Source organism: Micromonospora sp. WMMD729, assembly GCF_049315225.1.
Classification (GTDB): Bacteria; Actinomycetota; Actinomycetes; order Mycobacteriales; family Micromonosporaceae; genus Micromonospora.
Genome location: NZ_CP186059.1, coordinates 1,859,341 through 1,877,161, shown reverse-complemented (window position 1 = coordinate 1,877,161; position 17,821 = coordinate 1,859,341). Strand labels below are relative to the sequence as shown.

18 protein-coding genes are annotated in these 17,821 nt (G+C 69.9%); 9 read left to right on the top strand and 9 right to left on the bottom strand.

Translation table 11 applies throughout. The annotated features are described in order from the left end of the window. The first annotated feature begins 16 nt into the window (after nt 1–16). Genes ACN263_RS08610 through ACN263_RS08600 form a run of 3 tightly spaced genes read left to right on the top strand, consistent with a single transcriptional unit; the run spans nt 17 to nt 2,321 of the window. A complete protein-coding gene (locus tag ACN263_RS08610) occupies nt 17–424 on the top strand; it encodes a GntR family transcriptional regulator (RefSeq protein WP_422739281.1) in 408 nt (135 codons plus the stop codon). Nucleotides 425–444: 20 nt separating this feature from the next. Next, nucleotides 445–1,335, top strand: a complete 891-nt coding sequence (locus ACN263_RS08605; protein WP_422739280.1) for an ABC transporter ATP-binding protein — start codon at nt 445–447, stop codon at nt 1,333–1,335. After that, nucleotides 1,332–2,321 carry an ABC transporter permease gene (locus ACN263_RS08600; RefSeq protein WP_422739279.1) on the top strand — a complete coding sequence of 330 codons (990 nt, stop codon included), beginning with the start codon at nt 1,332–1,334 and terminating at the stop codon, nt 2,319–2,321. The genes ACN263_RS08605 and ACN263_RS08600 overlap by 4 nt, the downstream gene beginning before the upstream one ends. 57 nt (nt 2,322–2,378) lie before the next feature. On the opposite strand, the gene ACN263_RS08595 is transcribed toward ACN263_RS08600, so the two are convergent. Then, nucleotides 2,379–3,197: an ABC transporter permease gene (locus tag ACN263_RS08595; protein ID WP_422740638.1), complete on the bottom strand. Its 819-nt coding sequence runs from the start codon at nt 3,195–3,197 to the stop codon at nt 2,379–2,381. A 5-nt stretch (nt 3,198–3,202) separates the two neighbouring features. Continuing rightward, nucleotides 3,203–4,162 carry an ATP-binding cassette domain-containing protein gene (locus ACN263_RS08590; RefSeq protein WP_422740637.1) on the bottom strand — a complete coding sequence of 320 codons (960 nt, stop codon included), beginning with the start codon at nt 4,160–4,162 and terminating at the stop codon, nt 3,203–3,205. Between the two features lie 97 nt (nt 4,163–4,259). Between ACN263_RS08590 and ACN263_RS08585 the strand changes: the two genes are divergently transcribed. Next, nucleotides 4,260–4,598 (top strand): hypothetical protein, encoded by a 339-nt coding sequence (locus ACN263_RS08585; RefSeq protein ID WP_422739278.1) that lies wholly within the window; start codon nt 4,260–4,262, stop codon nt 4,596–4,598. On the opposite strand, the gene ACN263_RS08580 is transcribed toward ACN263_RS08585, so the two are convergent. From ACN263_RS08580 to ACN263_RS08555, 6 genes are all read right to left on the bottom strand, one after another. After that, entirely contained in the window at nt 4,595–5,857 is a 1,263-nt protein-coding gene (locus tag ACN263_RS08580) for an ROK family transcriptional regulator (protein ID WP_422739277.1), read from the bottom strand. The two genes, ACN263_RS08585 and ACN263_RS08580, sit on opposite strands and share 4 nt — an antisense overlap. Before the next feature lie 112 nt (nt 5,858–5,969). After that, nucleotides 5,970–7,076 carry a substrate-binding domain-containing protein gene (locus ACN263_RS08575; protein WP_421475528.1) on the bottom strand — a complete coding sequence of 369 codons (1,107 nt, stop codon included), beginning with the start codon at nt 7,074–7,076 and terminating at the stop codon, nt 5,970–5,972. A 52-nt stretch (nt 7,077–7,128) separates the two neighbouring features. Then, nucleotides 7,129–8,427, bottom strand: a complete 1,299-nt coding sequence (mmsB, locus tag ACN263_RS08570) for a multiple monosaccharide ABC transporter permease (RefSeq protein WP_422739276.1) — start codon at nt 8,425–8,427, stop codon at nt 7,129–7,131. Beyond that, nucleotides 8,424–9,971, bottom strand: a complete 1,548-nt coding sequence (mmsA, locus tag ACN263_RS08565; RefSeq protein ID WP_422739275.1) for a multiple monosaccharide ABC transporter ATP-binding protein — start codon at nt 9,969–9,971, stop codon at nt 8,424–8,426. The genes mmsB and mmsA overlap by 4 nt, the downstream gene beginning before the upstream one ends. 808 nt (nt 9,972–10,779) lie before the next feature. Next, on the bottom strand, nt 10,780–11,010 hold the full coding sequence (locus tag ACN263_RS08560; RefSeq protein WP_422739274.1) for a tautomerase family protein: 231 nt from the start codon (nt 11,008–11,010) through the stop codon (nt 10,780–10,782). A gap of 28 nt (nt 11,011–11,038) precedes the next feature. Beyond that, nucleotides 11,039–11,755 (bottom strand): SDR family NAD(P)-dependent oxidoreductase, encoded by a 717-nt coding sequence (locus ACN263_RS08555; RefSeq protein ID WP_422739273.1) that lies wholly within the window; start codon nt 11,753–11,755, stop codon nt 11,039–11,041. 68 nt (nt 11,756–11,823) lie between these two features. On the opposite strand from ACN263_RS08555, the gene ACN263_RS08550 reads away from it, so the two are divergent. The 4 genes from ACN263_RS08550 to ACN263_RS08535 all read left to right on the top strand — a co-directional run bounded on the left by ACN263_RS08550 (nt 11,824) and on the right by ACN263_RS08535 (nt 15,675). Beyond that, the gene (locus tag ACN263_RS08550; RefSeq protein ID WP_422739272.1) at nt 11,824–12,444 is read left to right on the top strand and encodes a TetR family transcriptional regulator C-terminal domain-containing protein; all 621 of its coding nucleotides are present in this window, start codon (nt 11,824–11,826) and stop codon (nt 12,442–12,444) included. A gap of 111 nt (nt 12,445–12,555) precedes the next feature. Beyond that, nucleotides 12,556–13,788, top strand: coding sequence for an ABC transporter ATP-binding protein (locus ACN263_RS08545; RefSeq protein ID WP_422739271.1), 1,233 nt, complete (start codon nt 12,556–12,558; stop codon nt 13,786–13,788). Then, a complete protein-coding gene (locus tag ACN263_RS08540) occupies nt 13,728–14,240 on the top strand; it encodes an ABC transporter permease (protein ID WP_422739270.1) in 513 nt (170 codons plus the stop codon). The genes ACN263_RS08545 and ACN263_RS08540 overlap by 61 nt, the downstream gene beginning before the upstream one ends. Next, entirely contained in the window at nt 14,230–15,675 is a 1,446-nt protein-coding gene (locus tag ACN263_RS08535; RefSeq protein WP_422739269.1) for an aminotransferase class V-fold PLP-dependent enzyme, read from the top strand. The genes ACN263_RS08540 and ACN263_RS08535 overlap by 11 nt, the downstream gene beginning before the upstream one ends. Before the next feature lie 8 nt (nt 15,676–15,683). Here the strand turns inward: ACN263_RS08535 and ACN263_RS08530 are convergent, their stop codons facing one another. Then, a complete protein-coding gene (locus tag ACN263_RS08530) occupies nt 15,684–16,082 on the bottom strand; it encodes a hypothetical protein (RefSeq protein WP_422739268.1) in 399 nt (132 codons plus the stop codon). 293 nt (nt 16,083–16,375) lie between these two features. On the opposite strand from ACN263_RS08530, the gene ACN263_RS08525 reads away from it, so the two are divergent. Further along, nucleotides 16,376–17,632, top strand: coding sequence for a family 16 glycosylhydrolase (locus ACN263_RS08525; RefSeq protein ID WP_422739267.1), 1,257 nt, complete (start codon nt 16,376–16,378; stop codon nt 17,630–17,632). Nucleotides 17,633–17,821: the final 189 nt, after the last annotated feature.

Below are 17,821 nucleotides of genomic sequence, written 5' to 3'. Positions count from 1 at the left end.
GGAAGGATCATCACGAGTGATCGAGTTCGTGCTCGACAGCCGGTCGAAGGTGAACACCTACATGCAGCTCGTGCAGCAGGTGAAGCAGGCGCTGCGGGTCGGTCTGCTCGCACCCGGCGATCAGCTGCCGAAGGTCCGGGACGTCGCCCAGTCACTGGCGATCAACCCGAACACGGTGCTGAAGGCGTACCGGGAGTTGGAGATCGAGGGTCTGGTCGGCGGCCGACCCGGGGTGGGCACGTTCGTCCAGCGCACCCTGGCCGGCGCGTCCCTGCCCAACCAGGCCGAACTCCGTGACGACCTGGTGGCGTGGCTGCGCAGGGCGCAGGCCGCCGGCCTGACGGCCGAGGACGTCGTCGCCCTGGTGGAGACCACGCTGCGCGCCACCCTCACCGACGACACCCCACAGAAGGAACCCGCGTGAGCGGTACGAGAGGACTGAGGATGGAGATGGTCTTGGAGGCCGACCGGCTGGGCAAGCGGTACGGCAGCACCTGGGCGCTGCGGGACTGCTCGCTGCGCCTACCGGCCGGGCGGATCGCGGCGCTGGTCGGGCCCAACGGCGCGGGCAAGAGCACCCTGCTGCACCTCGCGGTCGGTCTGCACAAGCCGGACGCGGGCACGGTACGGGTGTTCGGCAGGACGCCGTACGGCGACACGGAGGGACTGGCCGACATCGGATTCGTCGCCCAGGACACCCCGCTGTACCGGGACTTCACCGCCGCCGAACTGGTCACCGCGGGCGGCAAGCTGAACCGCCGCTGGGACGCCGCGCTGGCCCGTACCCGATTGGCGCAGCTCGGCATCCCACCGGATCGCCCGGTCGGCAAGCTCTCCGGCGGGCAGCGCGCCCAGGTGGCGCTCGCCCTCGCGCTGGCCAAGCAGCCCCGACTGCTGCTGCTCGACGAGCCGGTCGCCAGCCTCGACCCGCTCGCCCGCCGGGAGTTCCTCCAGTCGCTGATGGGCAGCGTCGCGGACTCGGGCACCACCGTCCTGCTCTCGTCGCACCTGCTGGCCGACCTGGAACGGGTCTGCGACTACCTGATCGTGCTCAACGCCGCCCAGGTGCAGCTCAGCGGCACGGTCGACGACCTGGTCGCCGCGCACCGACAGCTCGTCGGGCCGCGCCACGACGGCACCGCGATCGGCGGCGTCGCGCACGTGGTCCGGGCCAGTCACACCGACCGGCAGTCCACGTTGCTCGTCCGCACCGACGGCCCGATCACCGATCCGTCGTGGACGATCCGCGACGTCAGCCTGGAGGACGTCGTCCTGGCCTACCTGGCCGAGGGCACCGCCCGGACCAGTCACAGCGAGTGGGGAGTTGCGGCATGATCTGGCTGACCTGGCGGCAACACCGCAAGCAGGCGTTCTACACCCTGCTGGGGATGGCGGTGCTGGCCGCGGTGCTGGTGCCGATCGGCGTCGCGATGCGGAACACCTTCGCCGACCTCGACCTGGCCACCTGTGTGCGTCAGCTCAACGACGTGACCGTGTCGCCGGAGACCCGGAACGGCTGCGACGCGAGTTTCCACCGGTTCAGCAACCAGTACGGCAGCTTGAACCTGCTGGCCGTCCTGCTGATCACACTGCCGGTGCTGGTCGGCCTGTTCTGGGGCGCACCGCTGGTCGCCCGCGAGGTGGAGCAGGGCACCCACCGGTTCGTCTGGACCCAGGGCGTCGGCCGGGCCCGCTGGGCGCTGGTGAAGTTCGGGCTGGTGGGCGTGGGAGTCGTGCTCATCGCGGCGCTCTACGGGCTGGGCATCTCGTGGTGGGTCGAGCCGCTGACCAGCGCCGCCCAGGAAGGGCGGCTCGGCCTGATCGTCTTCGACCTGCAGGGCATCGTCCCGATCGGCTACACCCTGTTCGCCGTGGCGCTGGGCATCTTCGCCGGCACGGTGTGGAAGCGGATGCTGCCCGCCATGGGCATCACCCTGGCCGGGTTCATCGGCGTACGGGCGGCGGTGGAGATCCTGCTCCGACCGCACTACCAGCCGGCACGTACCCAGACCTTCCCGATCGAGGGAGACGGGCCGGCGGACATCGGCCGGGGCGACTGGATCCTCACCCAGGGCGTCCGCAACCCGGACGGGACGATGATCGCGGAGGACACCCGGATCCAGTGTCCGTCCGGCATGAAGGGGCCGGACGGCCGGGTCTGCGGGGCCGAGCTGGGCGTCGAGCCGGGCGCGTACAACTGGCAGCTCTACCAGCCGGCGGACCGGTTCTGGCTGTTCCAGAGCATCGAGACGGGCATCTTCGTCGCCCTCGCCGCGCTCCTGCTCTATCTCGCGGTGCGCCGGGTCCGCCGGATCGCTTAGGGACCTGGGTGATCGCCGGAGCCACGGGGGCACCGGCGATCACCCGTCAGCGCGGGCTCAGCGGCCCAGCCGCCGGTACCGGGCGACCGAGAGCGGCAGGAACACGGCCACCAGCGCGATCGGCCAGGCGACGGCCAGCCAGAGGTGATGCTGCGCCGCCCACGAGTCACCGCCCCAACCTGGGTTGCCGAACAGCTCCCGGGTGGCACCGACGGTCGCCGACAACGGGTTCCACGCGGCCACCGCGCCGAGCCAGGACGGCATGGTGGACGGCGCGACGAACGCGTTGGAGAGGAAGCCGAGCGGGAATTCCAGGGTCTGCACGGCGACGACGGCCGTCTGACCACGGGTGACCAGGCCCAGGTAGATGCCGACCCAGACCAGGGCGAACCGCAACAGCAGGATCAGTCCCACCGCGCCCAGCGCGGCGCCGGCTCCACCGTGCACCCGCCAGCCGACCGCGAGACCCGTGACCAGCAGCGCCGCGAGGGTGACCAGCGCGAACAGCAGGTCGGTCACGGCCCGGGCGACGAGCGGAGCGCATGGCGCGACCGGCATCGACCGGAGCCGGTCGGTCACCCCCCGTTCCAGGTCGTCGGCGACGGCGATCGTGGTGAGGCTGATGCCGAACACCATGGTCATCACGAACATGCCGGGCATCAGGAACTCCCGGTAGCTGCCCCCGTCGGGGACCTGCATCGCCCCGCCGAACAGGTAGGCGAAGATCAGCACGATCAGGATGTTGAAGCCGAGTGAGGCGACCAGGGGCCCGGGATCACGCCGCCACCGGGCCAGACCGCGCCAGACGAGGGTGGCGCTGTCGGTCAGGGTGCCGGGTCGGGCGGGCGTCAGGTCCACCGCCGTGGGCGTGGCCATGGTGCTCACGCGGCCACCTCCGCGTCCACCCGGTGGCCGGTGACGTGCAGGAACACGTCGTCGAGGGTGGGTCGACGCAGGGCGATGTCGGCCACCGTGACCTGCGCGGCGTCGAGTGCCCGGAGCACCTCGACGAGCGCGCCGCGGCGGTGCCCGACGCCGACGCTGACCGCGCGCCGGTCCTCGTCGACCGTCGGTTCGCCGTCGACCACCCGACGTAGCTCCGCGACGGCGACGGGGAGATCGGCGGACGCGCCGACGACCACGTCGATCCGGTCGCCGCCGAGCCGTGCCTTCAGCTCGTCCGGGGTGCCCTCGGCGATCACCCGCCCGGCCTCGACCACCGAGATCCGGTCGGCGAGCTGGTCGGCTTCGTCCAGGTGCTGCGTGGTGAGCAGGACGGTGGTGCCCGCGCGGACCAACTCGCGGATCGACTCCCACACCTCGTTGCGGCCGCGCGGGTCCAGCCCCGTGGTGGGTTCGTCCAGGAACAGCACGGCGGGGGCCAGGACCATCCCGGCCGCCAGGTCCAACCGGCGACGCATACCCCCGGAGTACGCGCTGACCGGACGCTCGCCGACGTCGGCCAGACCGAACCGTTCCAGCAACTCGACCGCGCGCTGCCCGGCCCGCCGGCGGCCCAGGTGGCACAGCAGGCCGAAGAGGATCAGGTTCTGTCGGGCGCTGAGCGCCTCGTCGAGGGCGGGGTGCTGCCCCACCAGGCCGATCCGGTAGCGCACCTGATCGGGGTGGCGGACCACGTCGAACCCGGCGACCTCGGCGCGACCCCCGTCCGGTCGCAGCAGGGTGGACAGGATCCGCACCGACGTGGTCTTGCCGGCCCCGTTCGGGCCGAGCAGGCCGCACACCGTTCCGCTGTGCACCGTCAGATCGAAGCCGTCAAGTGCGAACCGGTCCCGATAGCGCTTGCGCAGTCCTTCGGCGACTATCGCCGCACCGCTCATGGTCACGCTCGTCCCCTTTCCGTGGCCCGACAACCGACCCTACCGTACGACATACGATAGGGCGTACGGGATCCGTGGATCGACTACCGTCGAGGGCATGACGATCTCGTTGGACGGCCGACGGTTCGCTGCCGTGACGGACGTGGTGGCCGGCGAGATCGGCACCGAGACGGTCTTCACCTACCACGAGCGGGCGGGCGAAATCTGGGCCGAGTACGCCGGCGGGTCCATCCGGCGCGGCCGTCTCGTCGGCACCCGTACGAGCGATCGGTTGGACTTCCGCTACGTGCAACTCAACGCCGAGGGTCAGACGTCGACCGGGCACTGCGTCACGCAGGTGCGGGTGCTGGCCGACGGCCGCCTGGAGCTGCACGAGTCCTGGGCCTGGGAGTCCCGGCCGGGCAACGGCACCAGCGTGGTGCGGGAGATCCCCTAGACCGGGTCGGCGGACCCGGCCGGGCCGGCGACGCCGACGTTGAGCGGGTCGGCCAGCAGCTTGTCGAAGGCCAGCTCGGCGGCCCCGATCAGGACGGCGTCCCGGCCGAGAGCCGCAGCCCGCAACCGCAGATGCTCACGGCTGCCCGGTAGCGGCATGGCGTCCAGTCGCCGCCGCACCGTGTCCGCCCCGGCGATGAAGATGTCCCGCAGCGCGCCACCGAACACCACGGCGTCGGGGTTGACCACGTTGACCAGGTTCGCGACACCGAACCCGAGCCAGTCGGCGACCTGCTCGACGGCAGCGCGGGCGGTCGCGTCGCCGTCCGCCGCCGCGCGCAGCACGTCGGCCACGGCGGCGCGGTCGTCGGGGTCGCGGCCGGCGTGTCGCAGCAGCGCGGCCTCGGAGATCTCGGTCTCCCAGCAACCACGGGAGCCGCAGCCGCACGGCAGGCCGTTCGGGTTGACCACCATGTGGCCGACCTTGCCGCTGTGGCCGCGATGGCCGATCATCAGTCGGCCGCCGACCACGATGCCGGCGCTGATGCCGAGGTCGCCGTGCAGGTAGATGAGGTCGTCGATGCCGGGGGCCACGCCCCGGATGTGCTCGGCCAGGCCCGCGATGTCGGCCAGGTCTCCGGCCACGAACCCGGGGCAGGCGGTCAGCTCGGCTTCGAGGGCGGCACTCAGGCCCTCCTGGACGCCGACGATCCGCAGGCCGCCGTCGGCGTCACGGGTGGTGTCGGTGACGGCGACCGCGCCGCCGACCAGCAGCGCGTCGGGAGCGACGCCGCGTTCCATCCCGCGGACCAGCTCAGCAAGGGGGCGGACGGCGTCGACGGCCGACATGCCACCGGGACGGGGTGCCTCCCGCAGGTCGAGGATGCGACCGCCGAGGCCGATCCGCGCGGCCCGCAGCCGGTCCGCGTCGATGCTGAGCGCGTGCGCGTAGACCCGGTCGGAGCGGGGGCTGACCACGAGTGAGGGACGGCCGGCGCGGCGGGTCGTGGCGGGCGCCTCCTCGGTGACCAGACCACTGGCGGTCAGGTCGGCGGCGAGGGCGCCGATGGTGCTGCGGTTCAGGCCGAGACGGCTGGTCAGCTCGGCCCGCGACGTCGGCCCGTGCAGGTGCACGTAGCGCAGCACGGCGCCGAGGTTCTGCCGTCGGATCTCCTCCTGGCTCGCGCCGGGGACCGGCGGCAGTGGGGTGTCGACGGTACGGCCGGCGCCGGCTGGCCTGGACCGCACGGGTGTCGCCACGGTCAGACCTCCTTCACGGATCGGTGCCGGGTGGGCGATGGGGCACTGACGACGATGGGTCCCGGAAGAGGAGATCCGGGACCCATCGGCGGTGCTGCTTACCGTGCGGTGATTACTTGGTGAGCGGCGCGAGCTTCGGGTCGTTGGCGTACGCCTCGACCACGTTCGCCTTGGTGACGGCGACCGGCGGGAGCAGGAACGTGTCGACGACCTTGCTGCCGTTGTTGTAGGACTTGGTGTCGTTCACCTGCGGGGCGTTACCGGCCTGGAGAGCCTTGACCATGTTGATGGTCTCCTTCACCAGGTTGCGGGTGTCCTTGTTGATCGTCATGTACTGCTCGCCCTTGACGATCGACTTGACCGACTCGACCTCGGAGTCCTGACCGGTGACCACCGGGATCGGCTTGCCGGCGCCCTTGACCGACGTCAGGATCGCGCGGGCCAGGGTGTCGTTCGGGGAGAGGACGCCGTCCAGCTCCTTGTTGCCGTAGGTCGAGGTCAGCAGCTGGTCCATGCGGGCCTGCGCACCCTCGGCCTTCCAGCCCTGGATGGCGGTCTGCTTGACGTCCTTCTGACCCGAGGCGACAACGACGTTGCCCTTGTCGATCTCCGGCTTGAGCACGTCCATCGCGCCGTTGAAGAAGACACCGGCGTTGTTGTCGTCCGGCGAGCCGGAGAACAGCTCGATGTTGTACGGGCCGTTCGGCTTCTTGGCCTTCATGCCGTCCAGCAGGGCCTGACCCTGGAGCTGGCCGACCTTGAAGTTGTCGAACGCGACGTAGTAGTCGAGGTCCGGCGTGTTGGTGATGAGCCGGTCGTACGCGATGACCTTGGCACCGGCGGCGTGCGCGGCGGCGACCTGGGTCGACAGCTGCGCGGCGTCGGTCGCACCGATGACGATGACCTTGGCGCCCTTGGTGGTCATGGCGGTGATCTGGGCCTGCTGGTCGGCGACCGTGGTCGACGCGCCGGCGTACTGCACGTCAGCCTGGAAACCGGCCTCCTTGAGACCGTTGGTGAACAGGTCACCGGCGAGAACCCAGTTCTCCGAGGTCTTGGCCGGCAGGGCGACACCGATCAGGGAGTTCGCCGCGAAGCCCTTGGCGTCGCCGCCCTTGGAGCCCGCGTCGTCGCCGTCGCGGCCGGAGCCGCAGCCGGCCAGGGCCAGCATGGCGGCGGCGCTGATGGCCACCACCGACGAGCCGAAGATTTTACGCATGGTGAGGACTTGCCTTTCTGGAGGTGAGACGGGTGGTGAGGTCGGTGGCCGTTCAGCCGGACACCGCTGCCTTGGCGGGCTCGCGCTCCGCGTCCGGCGGTGAGGCGGGTGGGGCGGAGTCGTCGCGGCGGAACGGCCGCATCAGGCTCCCGATGATGGAGAAGCGCCCCTGGCTCTTGTTGTAGACGTCGATCGCGACGGCCAGCAGCAGGACCAGGCCCTTGATGATCTGGACCCGGTCGGTGCCGACGCCCATCAGTTGCAGACCGTTGTTGAGCACGGCCATGACGAGACCACCGACGATCGAACCGCTGATGGTGCCGATACCGCCGGAGACGGCCGCGCCACCGATGAAGACCGCGGCGATGGCGTCCAGCTCCCAGCCGTTGCCGTCCTGCGGGCCGGAGGCCGCCGAGCGGGCCACGAAGATCATGCCGGCCAGCGCGGCCAGGACGGACATGTTCATCATGACGAGGAAGTTGACCCGCTTGAGCTTCACGCCGGACAGCTCGGCCGCCCGGGAGTTGCCGCCCACCGCGTAGATGTGCCGGCCACCGGCCGTGTTGCGGGTGTAGAAGGAGTACGCGATGACCAGGACGACCAGGATGATGCCCGAGATCGGGAAGCTGGTGCCCACGCGACCGCTGGCGAAGCGCAGCGCGGCGAAGGCGATCACGCCCACCATGACGGCCATCCGCAGGATCGAGATCCACATGGGGGCGGGATCGGCGTCCATGGCCTTGCGGGTTTTGCGGGCCTGGAGTTCCCGCCACACGACGGCCACCGCGGCGGCCAGGCCGAGCAGCAGCGTCGCGTTGTTGTAGCCGGTGTTCGGGCCGAACTCGGGCAGGAAGCCGGCGCCGATCTGCCGGAAGCCCTCCGGCACCGGGACGGTGCTCGCGTTACCGATGTACTGGTTTCCGCCGCGGAAGAGCAGCATGCCGGCCAGGGTGACGATGAACGCCGGCACGCCGACGTACGCCACCCAGAAGCCCTGCCAGGCGCCGATGATCGCACCGATCACCAGGCCGAACAGGATGGCGAGCGGCCAGGGCAGGTTCCAGTCGGCCATCGACTTGGCGACCAGGATGCCCGCGAAGGCCGCGATCGAGCCGACCGAGAGGTCGATGTGCCCGGCGACGATCACCATGAGCATGCCGATGGCCAGGATCAGAATGTACGAGTTCTGCTGGAACAGCGCGATCAGGTTGTTCGACTGCAGGGTCAGGCCGTCGGTCAGGATCTGGAACAGGACGACGATCGCCACCAGGGTGAAGATCATCCCGAACTGGCGGGCGTTGGAGGTCGTACCTCCGAACAGGTTCTTCTGAAGGTCCTTGATACGACTCATCGGGTGGCCAACTTCTTCGTCGAGGTCATCTGCTTCATGAGGGTCTCCGGGTCCGCGTCCGCCCGAGCGATCTCGCCCGTGATGGCGCCTTCGAACACGGTGTAGATGCGGTCGCAGAGCCCGATCAGCTCAGGCAGCTCAGAGGAGATGACGATGACGCCCTTCCCCTGGTCGGCGAGCCGCTGGATGATGCCGTAGATCTCGTACTTGGCGCCCACGTCGATACCGCGGGTCGGCTCGTCGAGGATCAGCAGGTCCGGATCGGTGAACATCCACTTGGCCAGCACGACCTTCTGCTGGTTGCCACCGGAGAGCTTGGCGACGCCCTCGTCCACCGTCGGGGCCTTGGTCCGCAACTCCTTGCGGTACGCCTCGGCCGCCTGGTACTCCTCGACCTCGTCGAGCACGCCGTGGTGCGTGATCTTGGACAGCTTGGCGGCCACCGTCGACGTCTTGATGTCGTCGAGCAGGTTGAGGCCGATCGCCTTGCGGTCCTCGCTGACGTACGCGAGCCCGTGGTCGATGGCGTCCGCCACCGACTTCAGGACGATCTCCTTGCCGTCCTTGATGATCGTGCCCGACTCGTACACCCCGTAGGAGCGGCCGAAGACGCTCATTGCGAGTTCGGTGCGGCCCGCGCCCATGAGGCCGGCGAAGCCGACGATCTCGCCGCGGCGCACCACGAAGCTCTCGTTCTTGCAGACCTGGCGCTCGGCGGAGATCGGGTGCCGGACGTTCCAGTTGCGCACCTCGAAGAAGACGTCGCCGATCTTCGGGGTGTGGTCCGGGAAGCGGCTGCTCAGCTCGCGACCGACCATGCCCCGCACGATCCGGTCCTCGTCGACCCCGTCGGCCTTGACGTCCAGGGTCTCGACGGTCCGGCCGTCGCGCAGGATGGTGATCTGGTCCGCGATCGCCTCGATCTCGTTCAGCTTGTGCGAGATCATGATCGAGGTGATGCCGCGCGAGCGGAAGCCGCGCAGCAGGTCCAGCAGATGCCGGGAGTCCGCCTCGTTCAGAGCCGCGGTCGGCTCGTCCAGGATGAGCAGCTTCACGTCCTTGGCGAACGCCTTGGCGATCTCCACGAGCTGCTGCTTGCCGACCCCGATGTCCTTGATCAGGGTCTCCGGGTCTTCCTCCAGACCGACCCGGGCCATCAGGTCCAGCGCCATCCGGTTCGCGGCCGTCCAGTCGATCGCGCCCCGCTTGCGCGGCTCGTTGCCGAGGAAGATGTTCTCGGTGATCGACATCTCGGGGATGAGCGCGAGCTCCTGGTGGATGATCACGATCCCGGCGCTCTCGCTCGCCCGGATGTCGGAGAACTTGCTCTCCGACCCCTGGTACAGGATCTGGCCGTCGTAGCTGCCGTACGGGTAGACCCCGCTGAGCACCTTCATCAGCGTGGACTTGCCCGCACCGTTCTCGCCGCAGATGGCATGGATCTCGCCGGCGCGAACCACCAGGTTGACGTCGGAGAGGGCCTTGACTCCGGGGAACTCCTTGGTGATGGAGCGCATCTCAAGGAGGATCGGCACGTCGCTCATCGCTCGTACCACCTCGCCAACGTCATCGGTTGCCTCCGGAAGGTTGAACCTTCACTTGGTTTTGTTGTTGACGGCAACGTATTGCGGTGAGCAGGCCATCCGCAAGGCGAGGGGCTGTTGAAAATGTAACAATCCGGCAATATAGACGAAGCAGAGTATTCGCCCGTCACGCTCGCCCCAGCAGTCGCTGGTGGCACCATGGCCTGCCCTTGGCAACGTTGTCAAATGGAGGATGAGCCGACGATCGGTTCCGGTCACCGTCGGAAGGCCCGCCACCAGGCATGATCCGCCGCGAGGCGGGGTCGGCGCGGTGCCAGGTGCGCTCGCCACCATCGAATGATCTTGATCCAACCGCAACGCCGACGCCCCGCCCACGACGACACCACAAACCCCGATCAGCGGTGTGACCCACACCTCTACCCGCAGGCAAGATCGACGCTCATCGTCCAACAAGCCCCCCGCACCAGCAGACGAACATAAGACTGAACGTCCCTTAAGGGCGAGATCAGCCCCTTCGCCCCCACCCCACCCCGCCCGACCCCTGCCCCGCCGCCCCTTCCCGTCCCGTCCCCGCCCCGCCCCGCCCCGCCCCGCCCCGCCCCGTCGATCATGGAGTTGCGGTGGGCGACAAAGCGCCCGCGAGACGACAAGACAGGCACCACAACTCCATGATCGTCGAGCCCCACGGCCAGGACCGCGCCGATCTTGCAGTTTCGGTTGTCGACATGGGGCGATACGGCTCTTATGTCGCCACAGAAAGTGCAAGATCGGCGCGGTCCTCAGGGACGGGGCGGGGCGGGGTCTTGGCTTACTCGGGTACCTGCTGTTGGCGGAACTGGTCGACGGGGAGGCCCCCTCGACCCCAGTTCTCGGTCTCGACCTCGTCGATCACCACGAAGGTCGACGTCAACGGCTTGTTCAGGACGTCGCGCAGCAACTCGCTCACCCCCTTGATGAGGGCAGCCTTCTCGTCGGCGGTCGCTGCGGACGCGCCCGCGGTGCTGCCCTCTCGGGTGATCTGGATGGTCACGATCGGCATCGTCCGCTCCTCTCGGGGTGGGGTGGAGTCAGTGACCGGCGTTCTGCCCACCGTCGACGTGCAGGATCTCGCCGGTGACGAACGGGGCGGACTCGAGGTAGAGGACGGCGTCGACCACGTCGCTGGTCTCGCCCATCCGACCCACCGGGTGGAGACCCGCGAGCGTCTCGTGCGTCTCGACCGGGTGCATCGGGGTCTTGATGACGCCGGGCGCGACGGCGTTGACCCGCACGCCACGACTCGCGTACTCGATGGCCAGCGACTTGGTCGCCGAACTGAGACCGCCCTTGGTCAGTGACGCGAGCACCGACGGGACGTTCGAGTTGGGCTGGTCGACGAAGCTCGTCGTGATGCTGACGATGTGACCGGCGCCGCTGGCCAGCAGGTGCGGCAGCGCGCGCTGGGTGAGGTGGAAGAACCCGGCGAGGTTGATCCCGGTGACCTGGGCGAAGTCCTCGGCGGTGTAGTCGGTGAACGGCTTGGCGACGAAGACGCCGGCGTTGTTCACCAGGGTGTCGATCCGCCCGAACCGGTCCAGAGCGGCACGAACCACCCGCTCCGCGGTGTCGGCCTCGGCGATGTCGCCCCGGACCGTGACGATCTCCGGGTCGGTGGACGCGTCGATCGAGCGCGAGGTCGCCACGACGCCGTACCCGAGCTTGCGGTAGGCGTCCACGAGGCCGGCCCCGATGCCCTGGGAGGCGCCGGTGATGACAACGACCTTCTGACCCTGACTGCTGTTCATGAGAAGACCACCTTCACTAGACGACTGGTCTACTAAAAGCTAGCCGACCGGTCGTGTATCGTCGAGGCATGGGGCGAACCAGTGACGCGAAGAACAAGATCCTCGACGCGGCCGCCGCGCTGATCGAGCAGCGCGGTTACACGGCGCTGGGCGTGGCCGAGATCTGCGCGGTGGCCGGCGTGCCGAAGGGCAGCTTCTACTACTTCTTCGAGTCCAAGCAGGCGCTCGCCCGCACCGTCATCGACGAACACTGGGCCACCCAGCGCCGCCAGTGGGAGCAGTTGCTCGGCAGCGAGCGCGACCCACTACAGCGACTCCGGGACCTGTTCGAGGCCACCGAGGAGGTCCAGCGCGCCGGACAGCAGAAGGCCGGCGTGGTCGCCGGCTGCCTGTTCGGCAATCTCGCCCTCGAACTCAGCAACCAGGCGGAGGAGATCCGCACTCGGCTCCAGGAGATCTTCGAGGAGCAGATCAGCCTCATCGAGCAGGTCGTCGCCGAGGCGAAGGAGCGCGGGCTGGCGGGCTCGTCGGTCGACAGCCGGGAGGCCGCCCGATCGATCGTCGCCCAGATCGAGGGGCGGGTCCTGCTCGCGAAGTTGCTCAACGATCCGACCCAGCTGGAGACGCTGTGGCGCAACTGCCTGGACCTCCTCCAGGTGCCGGCGCAGGAGCGGACCAGCACCGGCTGAACGGACGACCGTCGCTGACCGTCCACTCCGGGCGCGCTGCGCGGCCGCTCAGTAACATCGGCGGGGCACGATGTTCAGGCGGCCACTCCCCCACCGGATCGAGCATTCGACATGACGACCGAGCGGACCACCTCTCCCCCACGCGCCGGTGTCGGCATCGCCGCCCGAGGGCTGGGCCAGAGCGTCCGGGGCGATCGGCAGATTCTGTCCGACATCTCGCTGAACGTCATGCCTGGCGAGCTGGTGGCGATCATCGGCGCCAGCGGCGCCGGTAAGACCACCCTGCTGGAGATCCTCGCCGGGACGAAGCGACCGACGGCGGGCACCGTGACGTACGCCGGCACCGCCGCGGCGGGCGCCGTCGGCGTCGTACCGCAGGACGACATCATCCACCGCGAGCTGCCCCTGGCTCACACCCTGCGGTACGCCGCCCGGCTGCGCCTGCCCGCCACCACCGGGCCGGCCGAGATCGGTGACCGGGTCGCGGAGGTGCTCGCCGAGCTGCGACTCACCGATCGGGCCGCCACGCCGGTGGGCCTGCTCAGTGGTGGTGAACGCAAGCGCGCCAGCATCGCCGTCGAGTTGCTCACCCGACCCGGCGTCTTCTTCCTCGACGAACCCACCTCCGGTTTGGACCCGACGACCGCCGTGGAGTTGCTCCGGGTGCTCCGCGGCCTCGCCGACACGGGAGCCACTGTCGTGCTGACCACCCACCAGGTCACCGACGTGGACCATTGCGACCAGGTCGTCGTGCTGACCGGTCAGGGCCGTCTGGCGTTCACCGGCACCCCGGCCGCCGCCCGGGAGTTCTTCGGCCTGCGGTCCCTCGTCGAGGTGCACCTCCGGCTCGACGAGGCGACGCACGCCGACGAGTGGCCCGATCGCTTCGCCGAGCAACGCGGGGCCGAACTGCCGCCCCGTACCTCCGACGACGGCGACATCACCGCACCCGCGCCCCGACGCGTCGGCCGACTGCGCCAGTGGTGGGTCCTCACCGCACGCAACGCGGAGATCGTCGTCCGCAACCGGCTGACGCTGGCGATCCTGCTCGGCTCACCGCTGATGGTGCTGGGGATGTTCGCGCTGCTGTTCCGCCCCGGCGCGTTCGACCCGGCGAGCCCGAGCCCGACCGTCACCGTGATGATCCTGTTCTGGATCGCCTTCGGCGGCTTCTTCTTCGGTTTGACCTACGGGCTGCTCCAGATCTGCACGGAGCTGCCGATCCTGCGCCGGGAACGCCTGGCGGCCTTCGGCTGCTGCCGTACCTGCTGGCGAAGGTCGCGGTGCTGCTGCCGCTGCTCGCCCTGGTGGACCTTGCCCTGCTCGGGGTGCTGCGCGGCATGAACCGACTACCGCCGGTCGGCGGTGGCGACTTCGCGGCCCTGTACACGACCCTGCTGCTCTCCTCGACCGCCGCGCTGGCGCTCGGTCTGCTCTGCTCCGCGGCCGTCTCGGACGCGGCCCAGGCGACCCTCATGCTGCCGATGTTGTGCTTCCCGCAGGTGCTGTTCGTCGGCGCGATCCTGCCCGTGCCGGCGATGGCGGACGGCGGCCGGTGGCTCAGCTACGCGATGTCGAACAGGTGGGCGTTCGAGGGGTTGGGGCACAGCGCCGGGGTGGAACGGCTGTGGCGCGACGGCGGCTCACCACTCGGCCCGCCGCTGTTGCAGACGTACGGCGACAGCTTCTCCCGGCCGGTCTGGATCGACTGGCTGGTGCTCGGCGGGTTCGTGCTGCTCGCCCTCGTCGCGACCTGGGCGGTGCTGGTACGGCGGGAGGCCCGCCGTGCGTCCTGAGCAGGGCTCTCCCCTGTCGCCGACCGACCTGCCCGGGTACGCCGACACCGCCCGGATCGACGAGTTGCGGGCCACCGAGTACCCGCACCTGGACCGAGACGGCCACGTCTACCTCGACTACGCCGGCGCCGGGGTGACCGCCCGCGCCCAGGTGCGGGCGCACCACGACCGGCTGCTCGCGGGCCCGTACGGCAACCCGCACTCGGAGAGCCCCACCAGCGCGGCGGCCGGCTCACTGGTGGAATCGGCCCGCCGGGCGGTGCTCGACTTCTTCCACGCCGACCCGGCCGAGTACGCGGTGGTCTTCACCCCCAACGCCAGCGGCGCCTGTCGGCTGGTCGGCGAGGCGTACCCCTTCGGTCCGGCCGCACCCTTCGCGCTGACCTGGGACAACCACAACTCGGTCAACGGCATCCGCGAGTACGCCCGGGCGGCCGACGCGCCGGTGCGGTACGTGCCGCTGAGTGGCCCGGAGTTGCGGGTCGCCGAGGCCGATCTGGTCTCGGTGCTCGACGCCGGCAGCGAGGGTCGGACCGGTCGTGGGCTGTTCGCGTACCCGGCGCAGAGCAACTTCTCCGGCGTGCACCATCCCCTCGAGTGGGTCGAGCTGGCCCATCGGTACGGCTACGACGTGCTGCTGGACGCCGCCGCGTTCGCCGCCACGAACCGGTTGGACCTGCGCGCCGTCCGACCCGACTTCGTCTGTCTGAGCTGGTACAAGCTCTTCGGCTACCCGACCGGCGTCGGCGCGCTGCTGGCGCGTCGGGACGCGCTGGCCCGGCTGCGCCGTCCGTGGTTCGCCGGGGGCACCATCCGCGCGGTCAGCGTGCAGGGTGACTGGCACCGCTCGATGGACGACGAGTCGGCCTTCGAGGACGGCACGCTCAACTTCCTGAGCATCCCGGACGTGGAGTTCGGGCTGCGGTGGCTCGACTCGATCGGTGTGGACCTCGTGCACACCCGGGTCGGCCTGCTCACCGCGTGGTTGCTGGACCGCCTGACCGCGCTGCGGCACCGCACCGGCCAACCGCTGGTACGGGTGTACGGGCCGGCCACGGGCACGGGCCGGGGCGGGACCGTGACGTTCAACGTGCTGCGCCCGGACGGCGCGCCGGTCGACGAGCGGCTCGTCGCCCGGCAGGCCGCCACGGCCGGCTTCTCGCTGCGTACCGGGTGCTTCTGCAATCCGGGCGCCGGCGAGGGCGCGTTCGGGATCACCCGGCAGACGCTGCGGCGAGGTCTGCTCGACCGGATCGGCACGATCGACGAGTACCTCGACGCGCTGGCGCTGCCGACCGGCGGCGCGGTCCGGGTGTCGTTCGGGCTGGCCTCCACGGCCGCCGACGCGGAACGCTTCGTCGACTTCGTGGAGTCGTCCTACCTGGACCGGGACGGCGACCCCGGACCGCCGCTGCCGCCCCGGCTACGGTGCTGAGAGGGGCCCTAGCTGACCGGGGTCACCGAGGCCGGGCGGTGCTTGATCTCCTCCATGAACCCGAAGCGGGCGGTCAGCTCGGCGAGCGTGGCCCCTTCCCGCCAGGCCGCGGCCACCTGGCCGACCTGGAGCAGGTCCATGCAGTCGCCGCGCGCCAGCACCTCGCCCGCGGACCGGACGTCGATCATGAAGTATCGGGCCTGCGAGCCCAGCCCGACGCAGACCACGCCCTGCTCGGAGTGCAGCTCGGCGCAGGTGAACCGGGCGCGCCCCTGCTCGGGCGCGGTCACGCGGCCGATGTCGAGCCGGTGGCGGGCCGCGGTCTCGATGAGCGCGGGGGCCAGGCCACCCCGCTCGACCAGGTCCGGGTAGAGGCGCACACCCAGCGCCGTCGACGCGTCGCTCATGACTGACTCCCACTTCCTTGTGACAGAGACCAGCAGCACGCAGGTTACGGGGAGGTTTCCTGCGGACCTCGTCATCCTGTCCCGGGTGGACGCTCCACGGCAATAGGAAGTGTCGATTCGACCGCTGTCGAGGGATGCGATCGGGCGGTAACGGACCGTCGCGGCATTGGAAACACTCTTGACAGAAAGGGCATCATATCGACATGCTTCGCTTGGAGAGCGCTCTCAGCGCTTCGCCGCCGCGCCGCCTCCGACGCGCCACCTCCACTACCCACCTCGCCGAGGAGCCTCCCGTGTTCACAGCCCGCGCCACCTCCCGCAGCCGCCCCCTCCTCCTCGCGGCGGTCGCCCTCGTCACCACCCTCGCCTCCCTCACCCTCCCGGGTCAGTCCGACCGCGCCGAGGCCGCCATTGGGCCGATCACCTGGCAGGACGAGTTCAACGCCCCGGCCGGCACGCCCGTCGACGCGAACAAGTGGCGCTTCGACATCGGCGGTGGCGGCTGGGGCAACAACGAACGGCAGTACTACACGAACAGCACCAGCAACGCCGTGCACGACGGTCAGGGCAACCTCGTCATCACGGCCCGCCGGGAGAACCCGGCCAACTACCAGTGCCACTACGGCCGCTGCGAGTACACCTCCGCCCGGCTGCTGACGGCGGCAACCTTCACCCAGACGTACGGTCGCTTCGAGGCCCGCATCAAGATCCCACGCGGCCAGGGCATCTGGCCGGCGTTCTGGATGCTCGGCACCGGCGGCGGGTGGCCCGACGCCGGCGAGATCGACGTCATGGAGAACATCGGCCGGGAGCCCAACACCGTCTACGGCACCGTGCACGGCCCCGGCTACTCCGGCAGTGGCGGCATCACCGGCAGCCGCACCATCGGCGGCCCGCTCGCGGACGGCTTCCACGACTACCGGGTGGACTGGGAGCCGGGCGCGATCACCTGGTACCTGGACGGGGTGCAGTACCACCGGGTCGACCCGGCCCGCCTCGGCGGCAACCGGTGGGTGTTCGACCACCCGTTCTTCATGATCCTCAACGTGGCGGTCGGCGGGAACTGGCCCGGCTACCCGGACGGCTCCACGCAGTTCCCGCAGCAGATGCTGGTCGACTACGTCCGAGTGTCGAGCTACACCTCGGACGGCGGCAACCCGACGCCCGGCACCACCCGAATCCGGGGAGCGCAGAGCGGGCGCTGCATCGACATCCCGAGCGCCAACCCGGTCGAGGGCGCCAAGCTGCAGATCTGGGACTGCAACACGACCGCGGCGCAGGCGTGGACCTTCGCCTCCGACGGGACCGTCCGGGCGATGGGCAAGTGCATGGACCCGGCCTGGGCCGGCACGGCCAACGGCACCGAGGTCAACCTGGTCAGCTGCAACGGCAATCCGGCCCAGCGCTTCACGCTCAACGGCGCGGGCGACCTGGTCAACCTCAATGCCAACAAGTGCGTCGACGTACGGGAGGCGAACCCCAACAACGGCGGCAAGCTGCACCTGTGGGACTGCCTCGGCGCGGCCAACCAGAAGTGGTCCCGCTTCTGACCGGAGCGACCTGAGCGAACGACCAGAGCGACCAGAGCGACCAGAGCGAACGACCAGACCGGCAGGAGCGAAGGGGCCGTCCGAGCGCAGCATCGGGCGGCCCCTTCGCGTGCCCAGGGGTGCCCGAACGCGATTCGGTCGGGCGACCCTGCCGCGACCGCTATGTTCGGTTTAGTCCGGATATAGTCA